The following is a 22,202-nucleotide window of genomic DNA, read 5'->3' as shown; positions in this document are numbered from 1 at the left end:
TAAGGGAAAACGACAAAATACGTCGAAAGAGGAAGTATATGGAACTAGTTCTACCAAACCAAGTCAACCCAGAACTCCTGCCGATGATCCGCCAAGGACTCATCAGTCCCGAAAAACTTGCCATCCTAGTGGATTTGGCGGAAATCGTGGATCGTTTTTCCACGACTCTGTTCACTGAGGTGGAAGTTCAGGAAAAACTGAAAGAGCAGTTCGGCGTTCTTCCTGACATCATCACCTGGGGGGACTATTTCCAAACCGAAGTCGCTTCCAGATATTTTTTGGAAACGGAAGAATCCTTGCGAAAGATCGTGGATACGATCCGTTTCGATTTGATTTCCGCGCATTTGATTTTTGCGGGAAAACCGGAGTATTATAAAAACAATGTGCGTTCGGAAGCATTGGTGAGCAAAGGAATCGATACGGTTCTTTGGCAAAATGAAGAGGAAGAATCCATTCATCTGGAAATTCTTTTGGATTATTTCGAGAACTTAGGGCTCGGCAATCGTCCTCTTTCTTTGCAGGATAAAGTTTGGTACGAAGCATTCAATATAAAGGAAGTCGCCGTTTAATATGAGTAAGTATGAGTTTATAGAAGTTGAGAAGGATACAAACTCAGATGGTCAAATCATATCCGTATTTTTAAATAACCCGGGGTCTCGCAATTCCATGACTTGGAAAATGGGAGAGGAATTTGCCGAGGCAATCCGATCCATTTCAAAAGAAAAAAAACTACCTAGGGCAGTGATCATCTCGGGAAAAAACGATGTGTTCTGTGCCGGTGGGGATTTGAATCTGCTCAGATCTTTTTCCGAGAAAACATTTTCTCAAAATAAGAAAGGAATGCGAAAATTCTATAGTTTTTTTCTTTCCGTTCGCAACCTCCCGGTTCCTGTTTTAGCAGCTGTTAATGGGCATGCAATCGGAGCCGGTCTTTCCATCGCATTCGCATGTGATCTTAGGGTGTTCGCCAATGAAGGTAAATACTCGTTTAATTTTGTTAGGTTGGGAATCCATCCCGGTATGGGAAGTTCCTTTCTCGCACCCGAACTTCTGGGCAAAAGCCTGGGAGGAAGACTTTTATTTTCGGGAGAAACATTTACAGGCATTGATGCAAAAAATTGGGGACTTGCCTGGCAATCTCATCCGAAAGCGGAAGTGTATGCAAAGACCAAAGAATTGGCAGTTTATATGGCGGAGGCCGCTCCACTTGCTTTGCAGGAATTGAAACAAAACCTGTATTCCTGGAAGGACCTGGACAGGGCTTTAAAAAAAGAGGCGGAGTCCCAAGCGCGTAATTTTATTTCCGCCGATTTTAAAGAAACTTTGGCGAGTGTGGTGGAAAAAAGACCTCCCGTTTTTATCGGAAAGTAGGGTTAGACTCTTTTTTTTGCAAAAAAAATAGTTCAAAAAACTTTCCATTCTGGTTAACTCGCTCCTTGTTTTTTCCGATCTTAAAATTGATTGATAATCGAGACAAAATCTGTTGCCTGATTTTGTCTTAAATCACTCCCGGGGGGCCACCGAAAGGGAACCCCCTTTTTTTATTTCCCTTGTTTCTTCTCTGACAGATTAAATACTGGAAGAAGCTATGAGAGAAAAATACCGGGAGGGCGTAACGTTATTTGGAAATCCCCTCACTCATCCCCTCAACCTAATCCTGATTTTCAACTGTCTTGTCTTTCTACTTCAGCATTTTGCTAACCAGCAGTTAATCTTTCGTTTTGCTTTGATTCCCGACTTTGTTCTTTCGGGAACTTACTGGCAGTTGTTTACGTACGGATTTCTTCACGAGACTGCGGGTATTTTTCCATTTCATTTGATCTTGAATATGTACGGTTTTTATATGCTCGGAACTTATGTGATTCCGGCACTGGGAAAACTGAAGTTTACTTTGCTTTATTTCGGATCTCAATTGGGCGGAGGAATATTGGTGCTCCTTTCCGCTATCATTAATACTCAGTTAGGTGGAGAGATCCCGATCCTGGATCATTCCTCAGTTCCCACGATAGGCGCCTCCGGCGCAGTATTCGGATTGCTCGCCGTTTTCGGATTACTTTATCCCAATTCGGAGCTTTTCCTTTTGGTATTCAGGGTGAAGGCGAAAAATGCGGTTTGGGTATCCCTCCTTGTGGGTTATGTGATCACCCTTTTCGGAAACGGGGGAATTTCTAACACCTGTCATTTGGGCGGGGCGATTACAGGTATTCTTATTTTCAAACTCATGGAAAGGAAAATCCGGTCCACAAGCCTTCCTACCCTTCCCGGAATGGAGTGGGAGAGAGAAGAAGAACCCCCTGCGAGACAAAAACCGAAATCCATTCTTCCTCGGGCGGAAGATTTATTTTCCGATCAGAAAAAAGCAAATGAAATCGTCCTATATGAATTATCGAAACTTACTTCTTTTGAACAGGTCGAGGATTATCTTCACGATAAACAGGTGGTAAATGCTAATATTTGCCCGCCGTCTACGTATAATTCCGAAGATCCTATCTGCTTGCGCTGTGAATGGCTTCCTAACTGCGCACTGAGGAAAGCGAAAGGGTAAATAATTTTCCAGGTAATTTCTTGACAAATTTCAAAAATGAGGACAATAAACTTATGGCTGAAAATAAGAACAGCATGGTGGGCGAAGTCCTTAAGAGAGAAAAACTCAGAAAGGATCACAAGAAAGAACAAATAGAAACGGAAAGGAAAGCCATCGAAGCCGCAGTTGCGAAAATGGCTCCCTCTGAAGAAAAGCCTAGCATTGTTTCCGCAGCAAATTCCCGCAGGTATCTCAGCTCTTATGAAATTGCTGTGGTTAAAACTTCGAAAGACATTCGATATTATTTTTTATTGGAAGAAGAATACGCTTCCAAATTCAAAGAGATTTTCCAAACCAATGAAGCCATATTCAAAAGATACGCAATCGACGGGCCGAAGTATTTGGAATACATTCGTGAGTCTTATGAGAGGTATAAGAAAGTTCATTCCCTGATGCCTTTGGAGCCTATGAAGCCGAAACATTTCAAATATGTTGTAGATTCCATTCATGAATTGATACATATGCTCGGACAACGTTTTGGAAGCTAATTGATCCACGCCATGCAAATCAAACGGAAGACGCATGAGTAAGTCCATATTATTACTGGAAGACGATTTGGACTTTGCTCGAGAGGTCATTCGCCGTTTTCAAGTTTCCGGTAATGAGTATCAGGTGATTCATTTTTCCAATTTTCAAGATTTCAAATCCAACGAACCACCCTCTTTAGATCTGATTTATTTGGACTTAGGACTTCCCGATGTGGACGGACTTTCCACCATCCCTTATCTTAGACAAAAATACCCGGAAGCAAAATTATCAGTACTCTCCATCTTTCAAGATGAGGAAAAAGTTTTTCAAGCCATTCGATTCGGTGCTTGCAGTTACATTTGGAAATCTGATTTAAAAGATATTCCGGAGACCACCCGTGTGATTTTGGAAGAAGGTGTTTTACTCACTCAAAATATAGCGCTTCGTATCATTCGTCATTTTCAAACACCAGCTAGCAAAAATGAGATGGTCAGTATTCTTTCCGTTCGTGAAAAACAAATTTTAGATCGGATTGTAGACGGAGAAACGGCAAAACAAATCAGTCACTCTTTAGGTACTTCCGATGGTACGGTGAGAAACCAATTGAAAAGTATCTATAGAAAACTAGAAGTAAATTCAAAGAGCGAACTCATTCTTAAATTCAAAAGATGATAAAAGACACTGGTTTAAGATATGAACTGGTGCTTCGTAAAATCACAAAAAGACCTAGAACTTATTTCGGTATTGTTTATTTATTTGCCAATACGTTAGGCGTATATCTGGAATGGAAAAGAAACGTCCCCATCCTGATGTATTTGGACGGGTCCATGATGATCTTGAGTTTACTCTTGATTTATGTTTCCCTTAAAAAACTGACATTTCAAAACATTTCCTTCTATATGTTTTTATTCGCCCTAGGCATCGTCTTGGAGATAGAAACTCAATTTTATGATCCGGCAGGAGAGTTTGATAATGTAAAAGTAGGTTACTCTACATTTTTGATTTTAGTATTATCCATATTTCTTTTTCCGGGTAGGCCCGTTTATTTTTTTCTATTTTGGAATTCCCTTTATATCTATTCATTTGTCCGTTATACATTCCTAGGACCTTTCGAAGAAATTTTTTTCCGCTTTCTTGTGATGGCAAGTTACGGTGCCCCTGCTTATATTTTTTCAATGCTAACATTCAGTTGGTGGTATAGGCTCAATCTTCAAAATGTAATCCAAAAACATAAAATCCTTCTTCTGCAAAAAAAACTGAGATTGCAGGAAAGGAAAACGATCTATAATGATATGCATAATTATTTGGGAGCAGGTTTAACCTCTTTGTTTTTGGGACTGGAAAAAATTCCGGAAGGAGAAACCATTACTTCTGAACAAAAAGACAATCTGCGCCGTACCGCATTATTTTTAATCAGCAGTCTCCAAGCCGGTATCTCCGTTGCGGAAGAAACCAAATTACTTTCGGAAAATTTACTTATGGGTATGAAAACGATTTTGGTCCGCAGGTATTCTTATTCCGGTAGGAGGGTCCAGTTTGATTTTCCCAGTCATTACGCTTCGATCCCTTCCCCGTTTCCTACCCAGGAAAAAGATTTTTTATCTCTTTTGACGGAAGTGACCAATAATGATTTAAAATACGGAAACTCAAACCCCATTTGGAAATTAGATTCCAATGAGAAAGGGCTTGAATTTAGTTTTATATCCCATACAACGTATTCACTCTCAAACGGGAGGGGTAAGGAGATTTTGGAAGAATTGATGAAAAAACTCGGCGGTGTGATTAAGGAAAACCTGAATGAAGACGGTTCCATAATGATCCAATTTTTATTTTGAATGATCTTATGAATTCGACCCATATAAGAATTTTTTTGATTTTGATCACCTGCTTGGGTGTTAGTTGCAAAAAGGTGAGTTCGGGATTTCCTGTTTCGGACGGTAAGATAGATTTGTCCGACTGGGACCCGAGTAGGCAACCGATCGTTCCTCTTCGGGGAGAGTGGAAGCTTTACCCCTATCTCTGGTTAGATGGAGAGACTCTTCCTTCGGAAGAATCGATTTCTATCGATAGCGGTAAGCAGAATTGGAATTCAAGTATTTCGAAATGGGTCGATAAAGAAGGAAGCGCTTGGGGAACATACGTTCTCCGTTTGAAACTTCCTCCGAATATAAATACGGAAAATCTTTTGCTTCGTTCCGGTATTTATGGTGTGGCTGCGAAGTTTTTTATAGGTCAAAAACCGGTCGGAGAATTGGGAAAAATAACCAATCATGCGTCAGGTGAAGAAATAATCAATACCGCAGACAGATTGTTCGCTCTCCCTGCCGGTTTGGATCCAAGTCGCGAAGTTTCACTCTATATTCAAGTTTCCAATTTTCGTCATGCTCGGGGAGGAATGTGGTATCCTCCCGTGCTAGGTAAAAAAGAGGTTTTGGAATCCCAAAATAATCTGGCATTGGTAAGAGAGTCGTTCGTTGTGGGGGGACTCATCCTACTTGCACTTTATCAGCTGAGTTATTATTGTTTTCGGAGAAAAAATCCCAGCTCCGTTTTGTTCATTCTTTTTTGTTTCTTTATGGCAACCCGCCTAACAGTCACTGGCAGGAATATTTTTGCAGTGGTATTCGGCATGGAAGATTATGAGATCAGTATGCGACTCAATTATTTTTCCTTTTTTGCGGGGTCGCTTACAGGATTATATTATATAAGATCATTAAACCCCGGTGCCATTCCCGTTCGGATCATCCATTGGATCGGGTTTATCTATGTTTTACCGATTCTGATTTCCATTTTCGGTTCTACTTATTATTTGAGTTTGACTCTTTATCCGATGATCTCGGTTACCTTCTTACCGATACTCGTTTGTCTTTATGTGATTTATCAAATTTGGAAATCGAAACTAGAGGGAAGGGAGGCACTCGTGATAGGGCTTCTCTTCTTTTTCGGATCTGTGATCCATGATATTATGTTATTGTTCACTGGTAGCCTCGGCGGAGAAATTATGAGTTTCGGATTACTAGTCTTTGTTCTCTCACAAAGTCTTTATCTTTCCAGAAGGCATACTAGTGCGATGAACCTTGCCGAAACCAATTTGCGGGCAGCTCAGTACCAATTGGTTCAATCCGAAAAAATGTCTTCTTTGGGGGCAATCGTTGCAGGTGTCGCTCATGAAATCAATTCTCCTTTAACAGTGGTTAAGGTTTCTGCAAACAATCTGCAATCTTCTTTGGAAACTATGATGAATTCCCTTTCTGAGATTTCCAAATCTTTGGATGGAAAAAACCTCTCTCTGTTTTTAAAATTAATAGAACAGGCCCGTATGCCCGCGAAACATCTTTCTTATAAGGAAGAAAGATCCATTCGAAAAGAGATCATCGGCTTTTTGGAAGAGAAGGGGAGTAAAGAACCTGCTTCCTTGGCTGCAAACCTATTGGAGATGGGAATCGATCACCTTCCCGTGGAATATTCCGAATACCTGAATGATTCTTCTTATGAACCGGTTTGGAAATGGGCTTACGAATTTTTCGGTCTCATTCGGAAAACGGAAGGGATATTATCCGCTTCCGGGAGAGTGGAAAAGATAGTTCTATCTTTGAAATTATTCACTCATTTTGATCCGAAAGCGGAAAGAAAACTAACAAACATTACAGAAGGGATTGAAACGGTTCTCACTGTGTTCTCCCATTCTTTCAAAATGGGAATTGAAATTGTAAAAGATTATTCGGTAGTTCCGGAAATACTTTGTTATCCCGACGAACTGATTCAAGTCTGGACCAATTTGATTCACAACTCCATCCAAGCTATGGAAGAGACCGGAGTGATTAAGATTTCGATTCAAAAAGAATATTTCGAATCGGAAAATTATATTTCCGTTTCCATCGAAGATACGGGACGAGGGATTCCTATTGCTTTGCAAGAAAAAATTTTTGAACCGTTTTTTACAACCAAATCCGCAGGGGAAGGAACGGGACTTGGTTTGCATATCACCAAACAAGTGATAGATAAGCATAAGGGGAAAATACTTTTGGAATCCGTACAAGGAAGAACGCTGTTTCGGATTTTGTTACCTGAATTGACACTAGGTTCCTCTATTCCTTTCTCCGAATGAGGTATTGATTAAATTCGAATTCTGGCCTAATTGGGATATTTACATTATCGCAAGAATCGTGTTAGTATGGTTTCCCCGGCTCTTGTATGAATTCATTACTTAGACAAATTCTGATTTTTCTGGTCATAGCTTTAGTATACTGCCTATGGATTTTCGTAGGTTATGATTTGGTCGGGGTGGTGGATATTCCTTCCTGACTGGATTTATATTTATAGTTTTCTTCACTATTGAGCTAAAAATATATAGCTTTACATACAGTAAGTATTTTTAAAAATGTTTTGATGTATTTTGAATGGGACCTCGAAAAGGAAAAATTAAATATTCAAAAACATAATCTTTCCTGATTACAGTTGCGTAGTTATTTTTGTTGATAGATCCAAAAATGAACTGGAAATTATAAGAACAGTGTCCGCACTGCAAGCAACCAAATTGGAAGAACTCCAATACTATTCAAACGATATTAAGTGATATGAGAGAACAATACGATTTTTCAAAAGGCAAACGGGGAGTTTATTCACGAGATATTAAGGACCTTCATTTTCCCGTATATCTTGATCCGCAGTTGGAAGAGTATTATAAAAAAATTGCTTTGAAAAAGAACAAAGATCTCAGCTCAATTATCAACTCCATTTTACAAAAAGAAATGGAACTTCACGATTCCCTTCTTTGAATCCATTTCCCTCTTAGAGAGCCTGTTTGAAAAGAAGAGCTGATTTTGCCTGCTTTCTCGGTTGACAGGGGGCTTTTGGGCAAAGCATGCTTCGATTATGATCGAATCCCGTAAAACTTCGGAAACGGATATCAAATTGGATCTCAATGTTCGTGGAACGGGGAACTACCGATTTGATACGGAAATTCCGTTTTTCGACCACATGCTTTCCCATATTTCAAAACATGGACTGATTGATATGGATCTTCACCTCAGAGGGGACATAGGGATCGATTGCCACCATTCCGTAGAAGATACGGCCATCCTTATGGGTCAGATGATCCACAAGCAACTGGGCGACAAAAAAGGGATTTTCCGTTACGGGCATTTCACCATCCCTATGGATGAGGTGCTGACTACGGTCGCCGTGGATTTGGGAGGAAGATTCTTCTTTAAATACACAGGTCCTCCGATTGACGGAAAATTCGGAATCTATGATGCGGAACTCTCTCTGGAGTTCATGCAAAAACTCGCCCTCAATGCCAAGATGAATCTTCATATCGTAGTTCATTACGGTGAAAACAGACACCACATTCACGAATCTATTTTCAAAGGTTTGGGTAAGGCACTCAGGCAAGCGATTGCAATTGATCCCGGTGCCTCGGGCCAAATTCCTTCCACCAAAGGAATGTTAGAGTGATTGCAGTTCTCGATTTTGGAATGGGCAATATCCATTCCTTGTTGAAAGCGGTTTCCCTTTATACCGACAAGTTTGAATTTACATCGGATTTGGATAAGATTCGGAAAGCCGATAAAATCATTCTCCCCGGAGACGGTCACTTTGACAAAGCGATGGAAAACCTGAATGCTTCCGGTTTCTCGGAAGTTTTAAAGGAACACGTGGCTGCAAATAAACCTTTGCTGGGGATTTGTATCGGCTATCAGGTATTATTCGAGGACTCGGATGAAACTTCTAAAAAAGGTCAACTGATCGGCGGGCTTGGTTTTATCAGAGGCAAGATCCGTAAATTCGAAGGCAAACCTTCTCTTACAAAAGTTCCCCATATGGGTTGGAACAAATTATTCGAGATCAAAGCAAAGTCCACAAAACTTCTCAAAGGAATTCAAAACGAATCCTTTATGTATTTCATACATTCTTACCGGCCTGTCGGTGTGGATCGAACGGATGCAACGGCAAACTGCCGTTATTATGGAGAATCTTTTCCTGCGGTCGTGGAAAAAGGTTCCGTATTCGGAACCCAGTTTCACCCTGAAAAATCGGACAAACTCGGCCTCCAAATCATCAAAAATTTTATAGAGTTATAATATGTTTATCATTCCTGCAATCGATCTTCTGGACAATGAGGCAGTCCGCCTTACGCAAGGAGACTATTCTCAAAAAACGGTTTATTCTTCCCATCCCGAAGAGATGGCAATCTCGTTTGAAAAAGACGGGGGAAAACTACTTCATATCGTTGATTTGAACGCAGCAAAAACGGGTCAGTCTAAAAACGAAGTCGCCATTCGTAATATTCGTTCCTCTTGCAATATGAAACTAGAGTTAGGTGGTGGAATCCGATCTCTCGAGTCGATGCTTTTTTTCGACGATTTGGGAATAGATCGTTTTATTTTAGGAACGATCGCTGTGGAAAAACCGGAAGTGGTTCGGGAAGGAATTTCCCGTTTCGGTGTGGATCGGATTGTTGTGGGTGTGGATGCGAAAGACGGATATGTTCGCACCAAGGGTTGGGAAACCAATTCAGGTATCACTTCCGTAAAATTTTTGGAACAAATGTACGAGGTCGGTGTTCGTCATATCATTTTCACTGATATTTCCAAAGACGGGATGATGCTCGGTCCCAATTTCGGAATCTATAAGGAATTTTTGGATCAGTTTTCCGATTTGAAACTGATCGCTTCCGGAGGAGTTTCTTCTCTTTCCGATTTAAAGGAATTATCCCGCATTACAGAAGGTAAACTCTACGGAGCAATCACCGGCAAAGCTGTGTATGAGGGAAAAATAAATCTAAAAGAAACTTTTCTCGAATTTTCAAAAGTCTAATTTGGGGTAAAAAAAGGATTAAATGGATACTAAAAAATTAAGTATTATCGGTGTGATCGTATCTGCAATTGGTGTGATACTTTCCTTTCTCTTGGCAATCGAATATTTCGGCCAAGGTACTGAAAATGTGGGAAATTCCTTCTGTAATGTAACCGGCGGCGGTGACTCTTGTCTGCAAGTAGCGCAAAGTAGTTATTCCGCAATCAGAGGTATTCCTTTTATCGGTGATATTCCGATCGCATTACTTGGATTTGGTTTTTATGGAACTTTGGTTTTTCTATTCGGTTTGAATCTTTCTCCCAAATATAGCGATACTATCAAACAAAGAAGTTTGACTATACTTTTCCTCGCGGCTTTGGCTTTGCTCGTCGATATTATTTTATTCGGAATCTCAGTGGGACTTATCGGAACTGTTTGCAGGCTTTGCGGATTTACTTATCTAGTTACGATCGCACTTGGCGTGATCAGTTTTTTACTGATCAAACAATCCGGTGCCGATTTCAAAGAATTGGAACCTTCCGTTAAAAATTCGATTGGAACGCTTTTCACATCCTTCCTTGTAGCATTCTCACTCGGATTTGCAACTTCCAAACTTTCCACTGCACCTTCCGCAGGAGCAATGGGTTCCAGCAGAGGACTGGATAGCTCGGATATTTCCAAAAAGATTTCCGATTATGAAGCGGGAGAAAAACTAAATATCGATTTATCCGGTTCTCCTAGTATTGGGAAAAAAGACGCCCCAATAACAATTGTTAAATATGCTGATTTCAATTGCGGCCATTGTCTTCATACATCTCATATTTTACGGACGGTTCTTGGTGAATACGACGGAATGGTGAGAGTCGTGTATCGCAATTTCCCTTTGGACGGATCCTGCAATCGTTTTGTAGGCGAACCTAGGCCGGGAGCGAGTTCTTGTGTGGCCGCAATTGCATCCATCTGTGCCGACAAACAAGGTAAATTCGATGCGATGTATACAGGTTTATATGATAATACTGAGAAAGGTGTGGGTCATACTACTTCCACAATTCTTAATTTGGCAAATACCCTTTCTTTGAATGTCAACCAATTGAAAACTTGTATGAGTTCCAAGGAAGCTGCGGATCAACTCAATAAGGAAATTGAAGAAGCGGGAAGATTGAAAATCCAAGCCACTCCTTCCTTATACATTAACGATAAACGAATCGATAGCGGAACGCCCGATCCGAAATTTTTGAAAGCACTCTTGGATCGTTTGATCCAAAAGATATAATCTTACGGATTTCAGTTTAAAACTTCAATCCGTATGAAAACGAATAGGCCCTTCTTTCCGAACGGAAGAAGGGTCTATTTTTTTATAGTCCCATGCTTCCAAAACGGTTTTATCTTTTGTATGAAGTGCCGGTCGCATAGCAAAGATTCCCGATTCTTTTTTATAAAGGGATCTTCTTCCGTAAAACCATCCGTTTGTTTCATCCGAGTGGGTATTTTTTCCGAACTCACCTCGCATGGAATGAGCATCATGGATGTTTTTACTGAGAAGTTTGAAACCTTCCGGATCAAGAGAGATCGTATGATCGGGGCCCGGCAAATTCCGATCCAATGTAAAATGTTTTTCAATGATAGTTGCTCCCATACCCACGGCAACACTTGCCGCAAGAAATCCGTCCGTATGATCAGAAAATCCCACCACATAGGGAGTCGTTTCTAAAAAATAAGGAATGGTTTGTAAATTGGCTTTGTTCGTTGGAGTAGGGTAAAGCGAAACGCAATGGAGAAGTGAGATTTGCGCGTTTTCCTCTTTGAAAAGATCCAGAGCGCGGGCGACTTCGAAAGGCAAAGCTGCTCCCGTGGAAACAATTAACGGTAGTTTTGTGTCGATTGCTTTTTTGAGAAGAGGATAATTGACTATATCTCCCGAGGCGATTTTCAGAACAGGAACTTTCAAACTGACAAGTAAATCGACGGAAACCGGATCGAGCGGAGTGGAAAAAAAATCCAAACCTTCTTCTATGGCAGTTTTTTGAAACTCTCTGTGTTTGGATTCGGACAATTCGTACTCTTTGAAAATATCGAATAAAAACTTGGCTTCTTGATTCTTCGGATCTACGAAATCTTCCGTAATATAGGATTGAAATTTCACCGCGTTTGCACCCGCTTCTTTAGCAGCACGGATTGTTTTTTTACCGATCTCCGAATCGTTGTTATGATTGAGTCCGATTTCCGCGATTAGGTAAGGTTTGGTATTTCTGGTTAAAACTTGATTGCCGATTCTAAAATCCAAGGAGAGCCTCTTAGTTTCATTTTCGGCAAATTAAACAAAACCAAGAGCTTTTCCCAGCTGATAAACCAAAGTGGAAGAAAGAACGGCGAGTCCCGTCATATACAAAAACTGAACTGTCGGCCAAAGAAGGCTGTCCGTTTCGTTTCTAACTACGGCAAGTGTGGACATACATTGGCTTGCAAAAGCGAAAAACAACAACAGTGAAATTCCGGTCAAGGGAGTCCAGAGTTTGGATCCGTCTTTTCTTCTTTCCTTTCGGAGAGATTCCCGGAGTCCCTCGCTTTCTTCACTGTCTTCCGTTCCGTATAATACTGCCAAGGTGGAGACCATCACTTCTCTGGCAGCGAAGGAGGTAAGGATGGAGATTCCTATTTTCCAATCGAATCCCATGGGAACAAGCACAGGTTCGATGGTTTTGCCTAAACTTCCGATATAGGAATCTTCAATGGGACTGGTTTTCCATTCTTCCTTTTCATAACTGGCGGGAAATGTAGATAGAAACCATAATACTACGGAGATATAAAGTATGATTTGTCCTGCGGACTGTAAGAACGCTTTCACCTTTTGATACACTGAGTTTGCGATACTTTTATAAGAAGGCCACATATAATGAGGCAGTTCCATAATGAAATATGAGGAATCTTCCTTAAACACTGTTTTGCGGAATACTAGTCCGGCCGTGAGAGAAGTAAGAAGACCAAGTAAAAACATTCCGAATAAAACAAGACCTTGGATGTTGATAAGTCCAAGCAGAGGGGGAAACGCAAAAATCGTTCCTACAATCAGGATATAAACCGGATACCTAGCTGAACACATTACCAAAGGAGAAACCATGATCGTAGTAAACCGGTCCGATTTGTTTTCGATGGTTCTTGTTCCCATGATGGCGGGAACCGCACAGGCTGCCGAAGAAAGAAGAGGTATAAAAGATCTTCCCGACAATCCGAATCTTCCCATCAGTTTGTCCATTAAAAAACTAGCACGCGCTAAATACCCCGACTCTTCCAAAAGCCCCAAAAAAGTAAATAAAAGTGCAATTTGAGGAACGAATACTACTACGCTCCCCACACCACCGAGTATTCCATCTACGAATAAGGATTTGAGAGGTCCGTCCGGTAAATACAAACTGACATTAGTTTGTGTCCATTGGATGCCTGACTCGATGAGTTCCATAGGATATTCGGCCCAACTGAATAGGGTTTGGAATAGAATTCCCATGATGGCAAAAAAGAATACGAATCCGAAAATGGGATGCAACAAAACCGAATCCGCTTTTTTTTCCCAAAGAAAATCTTCCTTATAAGTAAAAGTCAATACTCTAGTGACAATGGATTTTATATAAAAGGATTTTTGAATGATTTCTTCCTGGTAAGTAAAGAGGTAATTCGTTTTCTTTATTTCCTCTTCCAACCAAACTTTTGTTTCCTGGGGAAACGAATCGAGATAAAGGGATTCTTTCAGGCTCGGTTCCTTACAAAGTACCTTAAGTGCCTGCGATAGAAAGAATTCGCCCGTATTGTTTTGAATCCCCAGATGTTCTTTTGCTTTTAGAAAAAAGCTCTCTTCTTTTTTTCCCCAAGTCCAAAGTCGTTTTTGAATTCGAAACGAACCCGGATCAAAGATGGCTTTTTCCAGTCCCTCAAGTCCGTCTCCCGACTTGGCATTGACTAAAAATATTCTCAGACCCAAAATCCTTTCCAATAAGGCTATATCTGGTTTGATGTTTTTTTTCTCTAAAACATCTTTCATCGTCAGGACGACTAAGATGGGAACTCTCATGTCCATAACTTGTAATAAAAATTGCAGTCCTCTTTCCAGATGGAGCGCATCCAATACATAGATGGCTTTGGTATCTTCCGTTCTTTCCAACAGGATGTCGTAAGTGATCCGTTTGTCTTTGGAACCTCCTCCTGGACCGAAGGTTCCGGGAAGATCCACTATTTCCAGATTTTTTTCTTCGCGAAAAATCTTTCCGGATTTGCGTTCCACAGTCACTCCGCTGAAATTCCCGGTTTTCTGGCGAAGGCCTGTTAGTTGGTTGAATAAAGTGGTTTTCCCGCAATTGGGATTTCCAACGAGATAAATAGGAGATTGCGACATGGTGTTAACGATCTGCTTCTGAAATTTTAACCGAGATGGATTTGCAATCAAACAAACGTAATCCTATTTTGGTTCCGTTCGTAAGGATCACCATCTTTCCTAAACTTTCGATTTTATCCAAAACCTGGAAATTGGCTCCCGGAAATAATCCCAATTCCAAAAGTTCGGTGATAAAAGAATCCGAAATGGATTCTCTTTTCATCTCTATGATTTCACCTTTGGCATCTTTGGGTAGTTCGGATAAAACAAAAGATTCTTCTGACATTGTATCTAAGACGGACTTAAGTATTTACGAATTTTTTAGTATCTCGGAAGAGATTGATTTCAGGCGCCATTGTTTTTACATAACGGTCAAAATAAAGCATCTGCTTCATAAGAAGTGCGAACTCTCTCGGAATTTTCAGTCCGTTCTGTTCCGCTACATCTTTCAAATCGTACATCAAACGGTTGAGTTTGGATTCATCGAAGGAGCTTGCTTCACCGAGAGCCATGGCTTGGTAAACCGTTTCCATTTCATTGAAAACATTTTCCAATTGTTTTGCAAGAACCTTGGGATCAACTCCTTCCGAAGTGGAGTCCATAGCAACGAGTCCTTGGGCGACAAGGCTTGGTTCTCCCATCCCGATCCCTTGCGTGAAAAGCATGAGTCCGTTCCAGACATTGGGTGAAATTCTTCCTACGATTCCGAAATCGATAAATCCGATTTGTCCGTCTTTTAGGATCATTACATTTCCCGCATGAACATCCGCATGGAAAAAACCTTTGGCCGCAAGAGATGAAAACCAAATTTCCAAAGCATCGTTCAATACTTTTCTGGGATTGTTTGTATATTTGCGAAGTCCCGCTTCATCCGTGATGGGCACACCGTGGAACCGCTCCATAGTGAGCACTCGTTTGTTGGAGAGCGCGTGATACACTCTGGGAACCCTTGCCCTCTCTTCGTTTACGCTGAGAAGATAAGTTTCGAACTCTTCTATGTTTTTGGCTTCTTGGATAAAATCAACTTCCTGCATGATGGATGTTTGGAATTCAGAGAACATCCCGGTCAGGCCCGATTTTTTAAATTCGGGAGCAACCCACTCTAAGATTTTGGTAAGTAGTCCTAGTATCTGCATGTCCGTTTTTAAAGTAGTATGCACATCCGGTCTTTGCACTTTCACAACAACATCTAATCCTTCTTTGGTGACTGCCGCGTGCACTTGCGCAATGGACGCGGAAGCAAGAGGGGCTTCTTCGAAATAATGAAACAAATTCCCGAGTTTATCACCTAATTCCCGCTCTACAATCGATCGAATGTCCCTGTAAGCAACCGGACGGACGGAATCCAAACATTTTTGCATTTCTTCCACATACTCTTCCGGAAAGAGGGAAGGGGCACTCGCAATGAATTGGCCGAGCTTTATATAGGTGGCCCCCAAAGATTCGAATGCTTGTCTGAGTGTAATTGCGATTTCTTTGTGGTTTGCCTTGCCTGTGGCAAGTTTGGTTAGGATCTGAGCCGCTTGGCCGAGGAAAACGACACTTGAGTGCATCACCCTTGCGCTGGAGTGAATTCCAAAAGAAAGGTAGTCTGATAGCGATTCCATAGGGCAAATTTAGTAGGGGAACTTGCCAAAGAAACACGAAAATCCGAATCTTTCCTCCAATTGAAATAGAGTTGCAGGATTAGCCGACCTCTAAAAACTAATCCAAACACGAAAAATGCCCACTATGAGCCAAGAGAGTGTATTGTACCAAGAGCTAGAAAAGCTCGATCTGAACGAAATCAAGAAAGTCGCATCTCTCTGGAACATTCAAAAATTACCAGGTAAGGACAAAAAATCTACGATTTTAGGCATTTTGGAGATTTTCCAAAATGAATTTTACCTAAAAGGGATTTTAGAAAAATTTACCCCCCTCCAAGTCAATATACTTACCTCGATTTTGAAAAACAAAGGGGTGATGACTCTCGGAGAAATTTCCCGAAAAGTCAACATTCCTCCCATCAACGTGGAGATGGAACTGAATGTTCTACGCAAATACTATCTTCTTTACCAAAGAAAGAACAGAGAACGTCTTACTAATAATTTAGATAAATACCATGCTTATGATGAGTATCTTAAGATCATCAAAGTAGAGTCCAATCCCAAAGGCGAAAAATTCAAATTCTCCATTGAGAAGGCACTCGCAAAAGCTACCTACGCGGAAATTCCTTCCGAATGGAAAGAAGCGGTCGGAGCGAAAAAATCAGACACGGTTGAGAATTTTCTTCAACATGCTCTTTCCAAAGATGTGTTGCAAGCGCTTTTGGATTCGTTGGGTGATTTTGATCGTGATGTTCTTCATAAAATTTATACTCATGGTGGTGTGATTGAAGCGGATACGATCCGAAATTACATCACTGTCAACCGGGGACGTTTCGAACAATCGATTCCTCTATTGACATCATTGTATCTGGTTCGGGATATTTATTTTGTAGAAGACCGTTTCATTCGTGTCGTTGTGATCCCGAAAGAAGTTTTGGATCATTTGCAATTTTCTCCCATCCACCCTCCCGTCAAAAAGGGAACCAGGGTTCGTCAGGAAAAACTCAGCGCCAATGGTTTGGATTTTTTCCTAAACGTTAAAAAACTTATTTCTTATATATCCAGAAAAGGTTTGAACCTTGCCAAGTCGGGAAAAATCAAACAGGCGGACCACAAACGCACTGAGACGGAACTACTTTCTCCCGACATTGAAATTTTTCCGGAAAAAAGCCAAGTATACCAAATCGAACTCATACTTCCCATCTTGAAGTTGTTAGGTTATGTTGACATCAAAGGTGAAAACGTAATTTTAACGAGTGAAACGGATGAGTTTCTCAAAAAAGATATTTTTGAGATTATGAAAACCGTGATCCACGAAGTGAATGAGGCGCGAACCAGACGTTTGAGTCCTCCCGAGGTATTCACTGCTGCAGAGGTTCCTTTCTACGAAAAAGGAATCTTGGACAAAACTGTAAAATTGATCATGGCGCACGGAAAGATCAATGTATCCGTTATTTTTTCCCATATCGTTCGCGATCATTTGGTTTTTTCTCCTACGTTTCAGATCAAAACCTATGAAGAGGATCTCGCCGACCTCAGAAAAGAAATCATCTCTGCCATCTTCTATCTTCAGTTATTCGGTCTTATCGAAGTAGAATATCCGCAAAGAAACCTTAGTTTAGCGGAACTGGGAAAACATTATTTCAACCATGATCCTCTTACTACTGTAACGGAAAAAGGTGGGATTACAATCAATCCCGACTTCTCCATCATTGCATTCCCGGATCGTGTTTCCATCAATGGAATTCATCTACTCAAAGCTTTCTGCGAATTGAAAGATTATGATCGGGTATATACCTTTGTATTGACCAAAGATTCTTTCCAATTGGGAATTCTATTGGGATATGAAAAAGACACCTTTGTTCAGTTCTTGAGAGAATCGAGCAAAGCGGAACTGGCACAGAACTTATTGTTTTTATTAGATGATTGGGGAAACAATCTACCGATCGTCACAATCACTGAGGATTCCGTTTTACTTAGAACCAAAGATCCTCTGGTGATGGAATTACTTCTCGGTCAAATCAAAGGCAAAAAGTTTGTTTTGGAAGAAGTGAGTCCTACAGGGATCATCATTGAGAAGTCAAAAGTGATGGAAGTGATAGCGATCGCTGAGAAATTGAATATGATCATTCGCCTCAATCGCTAAATCAGTCTTTAAAAAATCTATTTTTTATCGGAAACCAATTCTGGATCGGTTACTTTGATCTTGGATTTGAACTCCCATTTGCGAAATGCTGATACTGCATCTAAACGTTCTTGGGAAACAAAAAATAATCTGTCTCCGTATTTCACAAGCCCGCCTTTATAGTAGGCATATTTTGTTTTATGATCTACCATTCCCAGTTCGGAAACTTTATTCCAATCTTCACAAGTTTTGAGAGAAGGTACCTTCCTTAAGTGTAGCTCTTTGATTGAATTCTCTTTCACGGCGTCGCGAAGTACTTTTTCCCATTCCATATTCGAATAGCCTTTCTTTACCTACAGAAATTTCAATTTCATTTTTATATTCGGTTGGAAAGAGTATAACCATAATGCCCCATTAAAAAAGTAAAAATCAAGGCAAGAATGGCAAAAATACGAAGAGGAATTCGTCCAATGCTCCGATAAATAGTCGGAATTCCTCCTTTTATGATGGGAATTTCCGCGTAGATAATCGTTTGTACTTCCATCGGACCGGGAGGAACAATTTCTCTTCCCCAAGGGTCATTCACCCTTGTCACTCCGGTCACCGCCGAACGTATCAGTGGCGTTCCCGTTTCAACGGCACGCAACATGGCGCTCCCTGCATGTTGCCAAGTCTCTCTTTCCGATTCGAACCAACTGTCATTGGTGAGATTGACCAAAAGGTCGGGTGAAGTAGTGCGTTGATTCCTCTCAGAAAATAGATGGAACAATTTCAATACAAGGCCGGGATCCATCGCCTCATAACAAATCAATGGCGATACTGTAAAATTCGCTTCTTCCGATTGATTTTCATCCGGATCATTTTGCCATTCTTCAAGACTCTCCGGATTTTGAATGAGATCTGCATACGGGGATAGATCCTCATTTTTTGAGAACATTTTGTCCGCATGAGATGCGGAAATATTTTTACTGATTTGAAAAAGACCCGAGCGCAAACCGGGTGCATGGGAAGAAGCTTCCGGAAATATCTTTCTTAAGACTGGAAGGGAAGATTCCATCGGAAGATATTCACCAAACGGTAGTAAGTTTTGTTTGTAATAATGTTCGATAGATCGGGTATTCATTCGAAGTAGGCTCGCGGTATTATGCATTTTCCCGTCGATGATGAGTTCATTATAAAGAACAGGAGCATTTGCCGATTTGGAAAGATACTCCAAAATGCCCAGGAAAGTAGGAGAGTATGTGGATTTGGATTCCGGTTTGGAAGAAGTTCCGTGAAAGGGAACACTTGATTCGGGGAACACGAGTAGATCGATCGGTTTCGGAGAACGTAGAATCGCTTCCTTGCCAAGATCCAAGACCGATTGTAAGGCAGCCTGGATGAATTTCTGGTCTTCCCTTTTCTCTAAGGTGGCGTATTTGGTATTGGGTTGGACGATCGCTGTAAAGAGACTAGAGCTTGTTTCCGGGACGCGAAACAATGAGTGAATATTATAAAATAATATTATAGAGGAAATCCCTAAATAGACGTAGATAGGAGTCTTGGAAAGGGAAGGTTTGGCTGATTTTGTTTTTTTATCAGTCTTTGCCGTTTGGGAGGTACGGCCGGATCTCCAAAGCCGGTAAGAATAGATTCCTCCTGCTGCCAGAAACCATCCGAAGAAACTTAAAAATTCCACACCGGAAAGAGATACTGTTTGTCTGAGAATCAGATTTCCCCGAAAAAAATCCCCCCAGTAGACCGGAAATACCATGGGAGAAAACCAATCACTGAGCACGGCAAGGCTGGGATAACCGAAAAACAAAAAGAAAGGAAAATCGGATCCTTTCTCTTTGGAAAGGATCTTTTTATAAATCCATGCACCTATAAAAATGAAAAAAATCTTATAAAAAGAAAACAAAGCATAAATGATAAAAACCGGAACGGATACGATCCAGCTTGCGCCTGTTAAGTTGCCAATGGAAGTATAAACCCAGGTAAAAGCGAAAATAGTAATGGAAAGAGAAAAGAAAAGCCCTAGTCTGACGGGCTTCAGGATGGAATCCGAGGTTTTGATCTCCTCGGAAATCAGAATCAAACAAACAAGTCCGAGTGCACTTGCGATGCTTGAGCCCACAGGCTCAAGACCCAGTGCGAGAAATATACTTCCGAGTAAGATTAAAAATAGATCATTCACTCTGGTTTTTCATTTCTGATTCATACTGTTTGCGCCTGGAGTATTCTTCTGCGGATTCTTTGCTTCCTAAGATCTGGGTGCGAAGCTCCATCAGTTTGCGATTTTTTTCATCAGTTTTTAAGTTCGGATTTTTGCGAAGAAATTCGGCTTCTTCCTTTGCCAGTTGGTTTTCCCTTTCTTCTTCCTGTTTCAACTCCCGCGCTACTTTTTCCATACGATCGTTTCCGTCTTTGCCGAAGTAACGGATGCGCACTTCTCTTTCTTTCGATTCTTTCGCGGTAGGATCCATTTTTGCAAGTTCGTTATTTCTAAGTTCCAGTTCGGTTTCATAACGATCGAATTTCGGCTCTCTTGCCGAAACGGAATCATAATAATCACCGAATGTTTTTTTACGGTAATTTTCATATTGACGCATTCTTTCATCGCCGCTTACGTTTTTTGTTTCATCTAAAAATTTTCTGCGATTGAAGCTGAAATCCGCTGTCGCTTCTTCCAAACCGAAAACCAAGTCCGCGTCGTCTTTGGAAAAAAAAGTTCTTCGGAATGTTTTGACCAATTCGTATTTTTCCTCATTACTTGCGTTAGCCGGAAGTTCGTAATGGGACATGGCTTCTTCATAACGAAGATAACTGTTGAGTAACGAGATAAGTTTATTCGCTTCGTCGCCGGAATATTCATTTTTGAGAAATGCTTTTACGTATTCATTGCATTGTTCTCTCGTGCTTCCTTCCGGGCATTGGCGCCGCAGAGCCCAAAGTTCGGAGACCAAATTGATTTCTCCGGTTCTCGCGCGTGCCATAATTTCATCGAACTTCAGAAATCCCCCGTCCGCTTGGAAAAGGTTTTTGGAACTTTCCAGATAAAACGGATCTACTTCGAACCCGTCGCTTGCTTGGGAAAAATAAGTTTTTGCCTTATCGTTTTCGCTACCTTCCGAAGAAGTTGTCGGGTGAGCTTGGGTGAACAATCGATAGAAAAGATAAAAGGCGAGGAAAAGAAGGCCAATTCCGATAAAAAGAACTATTTTGCGATTCATAAATGATAAGATGTTTCCTGGTGATAACTTAAGAACAATAGAGATTATATAAGATAAATCTTATATGAAAACAAAAAAAAACCCAGACAAGTCTGGGTTTTCCTGAATCGTTTTTGTCTGAATTTTTTTATTGGTTCGACTTCATGTTTTTTGCAACATTTAGGAAGTGACCTTCCACGTCGTACCATAGGTTACCTGATCTTAATGTGTTAGATGCTTGCAAGTGATCGATCCCTGTTGTAAAGATTCCGTAAGAAGGTCCACCTTTCCAAGTTCCCCATTTTTGAGAAGTTAATGGAACCAAACCGTCATTAGTAAGTCCTTGTCCTTGGAAAAGTCCGCCGGCAGCACAAGCTGGGTGCAAGATTCCCATAAGAGGGTGTTGGATGAGATCAGGAATGGTGATGCTTGATCCGTAAGAGAAATACTTTACTGCGGAACTGTTAGGAGTTGCCGAGTTGAAAGCTACCAGACCTTCTTTTGTTAAAGAAGAAAGTGCAGCCAAAGCATTTTGTTGGTTGGTTCCACCGTAAACTACTTTCACGAGAGTTTCCAAAACTGCTGCAACGAACGGTTGGATCCAGCTAGGTAGAACCGACTTAACGATATCTGCGATTGGTGAACCGTAGTGAGGTGTATTTAAAGTTGTCAAAGTGGAAACTCTGGAGGAAAGTCCTAGGTTGGAAACGGTATATCTGCTATCCAATCCACCTTGAGAGTGACCGAGGATGTGAAATTTGCCGGTATAGTTATTTGCCGCCGCGTAATTAAGGATTAATGTCTTGAGTTGTTGTCCGCGCACCTCATTGGAGTTAGCTGCCGATTTTGCAGGCGCAAATACGGTTGCTCCTTGACCGCGTAGGTAATCGTCCATTCCGCCCCAATAATTGATAATGCTGATGATTCCGCCGGAGTTTTCTCCCCAACCGAACAGACCATGGGATAATACGATAGGATAAGTTCCCGCCAATGGTTTGGAGGAAGACCCTGAACTTGCGAATGCGGGAGCTGTGATTAATGCTGCCGTAACTAATGCTAAAATTGCCTTGCGATTCATACTTTTTTC

Annotated in this window: 21 protein-coding genes; 13 read left to right on the top strand and 8 right to left on the bottom strand. The window is 41.0% G+C overall.

Annotated elements, in window-relative coordinates; all coding sequences use genetic code 11:
- Nucleotides 1-38 precede the first annotated feature (38 nt).
- The 12 genes from DI077_RS13620 (at nucleotide 39) to DI077_RS13565 (ending at nucleotide 11,123) form a co-directional block, all read left to right on the top strand.
- On the top strand, nucleotides 39-569 hold the full coding sequence (locus DI077_RS13620; protein ID WP_109020406.1) for a hypothetical protein: 531 nt from the start codon (nucleotides 39-41) through the stop codon (nucleotides 567-569).
- A gap of 1 nt (nucleotide 570) precedes the next feature.
- On the top strand, nucleotides 571-1,371 hold the full coding sequence (locus DI077_RS13615; RefSeq protein ID WP_109020405.1) for an enoyl-CoA hydratase/isomerase family protein: 801 nt from the start codon (nucleotides 571-573) through the stop codon (nucleotides 1,369-1,371).
- A gap of 217 nt (nucleotides 1,372-1,588) precedes the next feature.
- Complete coding sequence (locus DI077_RS13610) at nucleotides 1,589-2,545, top strand: rhomboid family intramembrane serine protease (RefSeq protein ID WP_109020404.1); 957 nt, start codon at nucleotides 1,589-1,591, stop codon at nucleotides 2,543-2,545.
- Nucleotides 2,546-2,598: 53 nt separating this feature from the next.
- A complete protein-coding gene (locus tag DI077_RS13605; RefSeq protein ID WP_109020590.1) occupies nucleotides 2,599-3,072 on the top strand; it encodes an LIC11177 family protein in 474 nt (157 codons plus the stop codon).
- Between the two features lie 34 nt (nucleotides 3,073-3,106).
- On the top strand, nucleotides 3,107-3,724 hold the full coding sequence (locus tag DI077_RS13600) for a response regulator transcription factor (protein WP_109020403.1): 618 nt from the start codon (nucleotides 3,107-3,109) through the stop codon (nucleotides 3,722-3,724).
- Entirely contained in the window at nucleotides 3,721-4,887 is a 1,167-nt protein-coding gene (locus tag DI077_RS13595; protein ID WP_109020402.1) for a hypothetical protein, read from the top strand. Before DI077_RS13600 ends, DI077_RS13595 begins: the two co-directional genes overlap by 4 nt.
- A gap of 8 nt (nucleotides 4,888-4,895) precedes the next feature.
- Nucleotides 4,896-7,160, top strand: coding sequence for a sensor histidine kinase (locus tag DI077_RS13590; protein ID WP_135354882.1), 2,265 nt, complete (start codon nucleotides 4,896-4,898; stop codon nucleotides 7,158-7,160).
- A 469-nt stretch (nucleotides 7,161-7,629) separates the two neighbouring features.
- A complete protein-coding gene (locus DI077_RS13585) occupies nucleotides 7,630-7,830 on the top strand; it encodes a toxin-antitoxin system, antitoxin component (protein ID WP_109020400.1) in 201 nt (66 codons plus the stop codon).
- Nucleotides 7,831-7,927: 97 nt separating this feature from the next.
- On the top strand, nucleotides 7,928-8,509 hold the full coding sequence (hisB, locus tag DI077_RS13580) for an imidazoleglycerol-phosphate dehydratase HisB (RefSeq protein WP_109020589.1): 582 nt from the start codon (nucleotides 7,928-7,930) through the stop codon (nucleotides 8,507-8,509).
- Nucleotides 8,506-9,135 (top strand): imidazole glycerol phosphate synthase subunit HisH, encoded by a 630-nt coding sequence (hisH, locus tag DI077_RS13575; protein ID WP_109020399.1) that lies wholly within the window; start codon nucleotides 8,506-8,508, stop codon nucleotides 9,133-9,135. The genes hisB and hisH overlap by 4 nt, the downstream gene beginning before the upstream one ends.
- A gap of 1 nt (nucleotide 9,136) precedes the next feature.
- Nucleotides 9,137-9,871 carry a 1-(5-phosphoribosyl)-5-[(5-phosphoribosylamino)methylideneamino]imidazole-4-carboxamide isomerase gene (gene hisA / locus DI077_RS13570; RefSeq protein ID WP_109020398.1) on the top strand — a complete coding sequence of 245 codons (735 nt, stop codon included), beginning with the start codon at nucleotides 9,137-9,139 and terminating at the stop codon, nucleotides 9,869-9,871.
- Nucleotides 9,872-9,893: 22 nt separating this feature from the next.
- Complete coding sequence (locus tag DI077_RS13565; protein ID WP_109020397.1) at nucleotides 9,894-11,123, top strand: vitamin K epoxide reductase/DsbA family protein; 1,230 nt, start codon at nucleotides 9,894-9,896, stop codon at nucleotides 11,121-11,123.
- 24 nt (nucleotides 11,124-11,147) lie between these two features.
- Here the strand turns inward: DI077_RS13565 and DI077_RS13560 are convergent, their stop codons facing one another.
- The 4 genes from DI077_RS13560 to DI077_RS13545 are packed head-to-tail and all read right to left on the bottom strand — an operon-like array spanning nucleotide 11,148 to nucleotide 15,820.
- A complete protein-coding gene (locus DI077_RS13560) occupies nucleotides 11,148-12,134 on the bottom strand; it encodes an N-acetylneuraminate synthase family protein (RefSeq protein WP_109020396.1) in 987 nt (328 codons plus the stop codon).
- Nucleotides 12,135-12,164: 30 nt separating this feature from the next.
- Complete coding sequence (gene feoB / locus DI077_RS13555) at nucleotides 12,165-14,234, bottom strand: ferrous iron transport protein B (protein WP_109020395.1); 2,070 nt, start codon at nucleotides 14,232-14,234, stop codon at nucleotides 12,165-12,167.
- Between the two features lie 4 nt (nucleotides 14,235-14,238).
- Nucleotides 14,239-14,499 (bottom strand): FeoA family protein, encoded by a 261-nt coding sequence (locus DI077_RS13550; protein WP_109020394.1) that lies wholly within the window; start codon nucleotides 14,497-14,499, stop codon nucleotides 14,239-14,241.
- 16 nt (nucleotides 14,500-14,515) lie between these two features.
- Complete coding sequence (locus tag DI077_RS13545; protein ID WP_109020393.1) at nucleotides 14,516-15,820, bottom strand: ABC1 kinase family protein; 1,305 nt, start codon at nucleotides 15,818-15,820, stop codon at nucleotides 14,516-14,518.
- Between the two features lie 124 nt (nucleotides 15,821-15,944).
- Between DI077_RS13545 and DI077_RS13540 the strand changes: the two genes are divergently transcribed.
- Nucleotides 15,945-17,945 carry a helicase gene (locus DI077_RS13540; protein ID WP_109020392.1) on the top strand — a complete coding sequence of 667 codons (2,001 nt, stop codon included), beginning with the start codon at nucleotides 15,945-15,947 and terminating at the stop codon, nucleotides 17,943-17,945.
- A gap of 17 nt (nucleotides 17,946-17,962) precedes the next feature.
- Here the strand turns inward: DI077_RS13540 and DI077_RS13535 are convergent, their stop codons facing one another.
- The 4 genes from DI077_RS13535 to DI077_RS13520 all read right to left on the bottom strand — a co-directional run bounded on the left by DI077_RS13535 (nucleotide 17,963) and on the right by DI077_RS13520 (nucleotide 22,193).
- Complete coding sequence (locus DI077_RS13535) at nucleotides 17,963-18,256, bottom strand: hypothetical protein (RefSeq protein ID WP_109020391.1); 294 nt, start codon at nucleotides 18,254-18,256, stop codon at nucleotides 17,963-17,965.
- A gap of 44 nt (nucleotides 18,257-18,300) precedes the next feature.
- A complete protein-coding gene (locus DI077_RS13530) occupies nucleotides 18,301-20,100 on the bottom strand; it encodes an apolipoprotein N-acyltransferase (RefSeq protein WP_109020390.1) in 1,800 nt (599 codons plus the stop codon).
- On the bottom strand, nucleotides 20,093-21,136 hold the full coding sequence (locus tag DI077_RS13525; protein ID WP_109020389.1) for a lipase secretion chaperone: 1,044 nt from the start codon (nucleotides 21,134-21,136) through the stop codon (nucleotides 20,093-20,095). The genes DI077_RS13530 and DI077_RS13525 overlap by 8 nt, the downstream gene beginning before the upstream one ends.
- Before the next feature lie 127 nt (nucleotides 21,137-21,263).
- Nucleotides 21,264-22,193, bottom strand: a complete 930-nt coding sequence (locus DI077_RS13520) for an esterase/lipase family protein (RefSeq protein WP_109020388.1) — start codon at nucleotides 22,191-22,193, stop codon at nucleotides 21,264-21,266.
- Between the last annotated feature and the right edge of the window lie 9 nt (nucleotides 22,194-22,202).

Origin of the sequence: Leptospira kobayashii, assembly GCF_003114835.2 — a bacterium.
In the GTDB taxonomy this organism is placed as follows: domain Bacteria; phylum Spirochaetota; class Leptospiria; order Leptospirales; family Leptospiraceae; genus Leptospira_A; species Leptospira_A kobayashii.
Note: the sequence above shows the minus strand (reverse complement) of the source record. Positions and strands in the feature narration are given on the sequence as shown.

Bases quoted from the DNA above. Each gene is read 5' to 3' on its own strand.
- DI077_RS13585 (WP_109020400.1), top strand. From the start codon at position 7,630: ATGAGAGAACAATACGATTTTTCAAAAGGCAAACGGGGAGTTTATTCA.
- DI077_RS13540 (WP_109020392.1), top strand. From the start codon at position 15,945: ATGAGCCAAGAGAGTGTATTGTACCAAGAGCTAGAAAAGCTCGATCTG.
- DI077_RS13605 (WP_109020590.1), top strand. From the start codon at position 2,599: ATGGCTGAAAATAAGAACAGCATGGTGGGCGAAGTCCTTAAGAGAGAA.
- hisB (WP_109020589.1), top strand. From the start codon at position 7,928: ATGATCGAATCCCGTAAAACTTCGGAAACGGATATCAAATTGGATCTC.
- DI077_RS13565 (WP_109020397.1), top strand. From the start codon at position 9,894: ATGGATACTAAAAAATTAAGTATTATCGGTGTGATCGTATCTGCAATT.
- DI077_RS13545 (WP_109020393.1), bottom strand. From the start codon at position 15,820: ATGGAATCGCTATCAGACTACCTTTCTTTTGGAATTCACTCCAGCGCA.
- DI077_RS13520 (WP_109020388.1), bottom strand. From the start codon at position 22,193: ATGAATCGCAAGGCAATTTTAGCATTAGTTACGGCAGCATTAATCACA.
- hisA (WP_109020398.1), top strand. From the start codon at position 9,137: ATGTTTATCATTCCTGCAATCGATCTTCTGGACAATGAGGCAGTCCGC.
- DI077_RS13610 (WP_109020404.1), top strand. From the start codon at position 1,589: ATGAGAGAAAAATACCGGGAGGGCGTAACGTTATTTGGAAATCCCCTC.
- DI077_RS13590 (WP_135354882.1), top strand. From the start codon at position 4,896: ATGAATTCGACCCATATAAGAATTTTTTTGATTTTGATCACCTGCTTG.
- DI077_RS13600 (WP_109020403.1), top strand. From the start codon at position 3,107: ATGAGTAAGTCCATATTATTACTGGAAGACGATTTGGACTTTGCTCGA.
- feoB (WP_109020395.1), bottom strand. From the start codon at position 14,234: ATGTCGCAATCTCCTATTTATCTCGTTGGAAATCCCAATTGCGGGAAA.
- DI077_RS13615 (WP_109020405.1), top strand. From the start codon at position 571: ATGAGTAAGTATGAGTTTATAGAAGTTGAGAAGGATACAAACTCAGAT.
- DI077_RS13525 (WP_109020389.1), bottom strand. From the start codon at position 21,136: ATGAATCGCAAAATAGTTCTTTTTATCGGAATTGGCCTTCTTTTCCTC.
- DI077_RS13620 (WP_109020406.1), top strand. From the start codon at position 39: ATGGAACTAGTTCTACCAAACCAAGTCAACCCAGAACTCCTGCCGATG.
- DI077_RS13595 (WP_109020402.1), top strand. From the start codon at position 3,721: ATGATAAAAGACACTGGTTTAAGATATGAACTGGTGCTTCGTAAAATC.
- DI077_RS13550 (WP_109020394.1), bottom strand. From the start codon at position 14,499: ATGTCAGAAGAATCTTTTGTTTTATCCGAACTACCCAAAGATGCCAAA.
- DI077_RS13535 (WP_109020391.1), bottom strand. From the start codon at position 18,256: ATGGAATGGGAAAAAGTACTTCGCGACGCCGTGAAAGAGAATTCAATC.